Annotated in this window: 2 protein-coding genes; both read right to left on the bottom strand. The window is 56.3% G+C overall.

Annotated features, from left to right (window positions below; translation table 11 throughout):
* Nucleotides 1-88: 88 nt before the first annotated feature.
* Nucleotides 89-625, bottom strand: a complete 537-nt coding sequence (locus ACTG4M_RS17405) for an amidohydrolase family protein (RefSeq protein WP_439124935.1) — start codon at nucleotides 623-625, stop codon at nucleotides 89-91.
* A 67-nt stretch (nucleotides 626-692) separates the two neighbouring features.
* Nucleotides 693-1,718 (bottom strand): ABC transporter substrate-binding protein, encoded by a 1,026-nt coding sequence (locus tag ACTG4M_RS17400; protein WP_439124934.1) that lies wholly within the window; start codon nucleotides 1,716-1,718, stop codon nucleotides 693-695.
* Nucleotides 1,719-1,747: the final 29 nt, after the last annotated feature.

Raw genomic sequence — 1,747 nt, 5'->3', positions numbered from 1 at the left:
AGCTCCAGAATCCATCGCTCCGTCAGAAGCAACCCCGCTCAATCACGACCTCAGTTCCAAACGCGATTCCCCTGCCACTTGGGTAGCGTCATCGCAGCAACTGCTTTTTTTGCGGGCCTTCGAACGAGTCAAGCAAACCGGGAAGAGCTTGATAGATCGTCTGGTCCGCAATCATCGGCGCTACCACGGCGCGCAAACCGACATCATGATAGGCATGAGCCACGGCATAAGTGCCCTCAACCGTTGGACCGGGCAGTTCGATGAACAGATCGAAACAGGCGGTGCAGCCTTTGCGGATCAGCTCTACCGCCGAAAGCTGGGCGCATAGCGCAAGGTCGTCATGGCTGCGCCCAAGGTTTAACCAGGCAGAGCCGGAGAGAAATGTCTCTAGAATGGCATCGTCCGGTACACCACCGCGCGCCAATGCGCCGTGCGAATGAGTGTGCGCGTTGACGAGGCCGGGAATGATGATGCGGTCCTTGGCGTCGAGTGGTTTTGCATCGGCGACGGTTTCGCCATTGGGCAGGATCGCTGCGATCCGGTCTTGGTCAATCAAAAGCGACACATCTGCAAAATGGTCGTTTTCGACAAGAACCAGCGCGCCTTGGATCAGAGTTTTGGTCATGTGTCCGTGATCCTCAGACGGAATACATGCGCCAAAGTGGGGCTTGGCGCATGTTTGGTGCGTGAATTTAGTTCAGTGTCACTTCGAAAGTGCGTGTATCCATCGGTGGCAAGAACGAGCGGTCGAAGATTTCGGATGCTTCGGGCAAGCGGTCCAGGCCGTAACCCTTGGCGACGATCTCAATCGACCGTGTCAGGCGTTCGTCCACAAGATCGCCCATGCCGATTTCGTTTACTTCTGGGGCATTCATCAGGTTTGTCAGCGCGAACTCAAGACGCGCACGCTCTAGTTCGGGGTCGACAAGATTGTCGAACGCCATAATCGCCTCGACAGAGCTGTCCTGATTGGCAGCAACTTCCATTGTGGCTTTATTCACTGCGCGGACTAAGCCGGCAACGGCTTCCGGGTTCTCGGCCAGCATCTCGCGGGACACCATCAGGCCGTTGGAATACAGGTCCATGCCGTAGTCTTCGAAGTTGAACCAATTGTAGTCATTCGCCGGGTCCTGCCGGTTGGCGATAAGATTGAACCAGCTTGTCGAGGTAAACACGAACGCGCCGTCAATATCGCCGCGGATCATCATTGGCTCTTGCAGGTTTGGGGCCATATTTTCCTGCGACACTGCCTCAAGGTCGATGCCGTTCAGCTCAGCAAATACGGGAAACAGGCGCGTCGTTGGCGTGCCCTGCGCACCCCCAAGTGTTTTGCCTTCAAAATCGGCAGGTGTTTCGATGCCTGCAGTTTTCGGTGTCACAATCGCGAACGGTGGGCGATTCCAAAGCTGGTACACCATAACCGGTGCCTCGCCTGGGCGGGCCGCTGCGTTCTGGATGATGGCGTTGATGTCGCCGAAGCCTGCATCATACGCGCCACCCATGATGCGGGTCACGGTGGCAGCCGATCCTTCGCCTTGATCGATGGTGACGTTCAAGCCTTCTTCTTCAAAGTAGCCTTTGTTGAGGGCGAGCAGGAAAGGCGCGTCAGAGCCTTGGGTTTTCCAGCCAAGAGTAAAGCGGATATCGGTCATTTCCGCCAATGCAGGGGCGGCTCCTGCCAGCAAAGCGAAGGCGGCACCGAACAGAGAATGTTTCATGAGGTCGTCCTTTTGATTGGAGGGAGATT

Origin of the sequence: Marivita sp. (assembly GCF_965656765.1) — a bacterium.
Lineage (GTDB): Bacteria > Pseudomonadota > Alphaproteobacteria > Rhodobacterales > Rhodobacteraceae > Marivita.
Note: the sequence above shows the minus strand (reverse complement) of the source record. Positions and strands in the feature narration are given on the sequence as shown.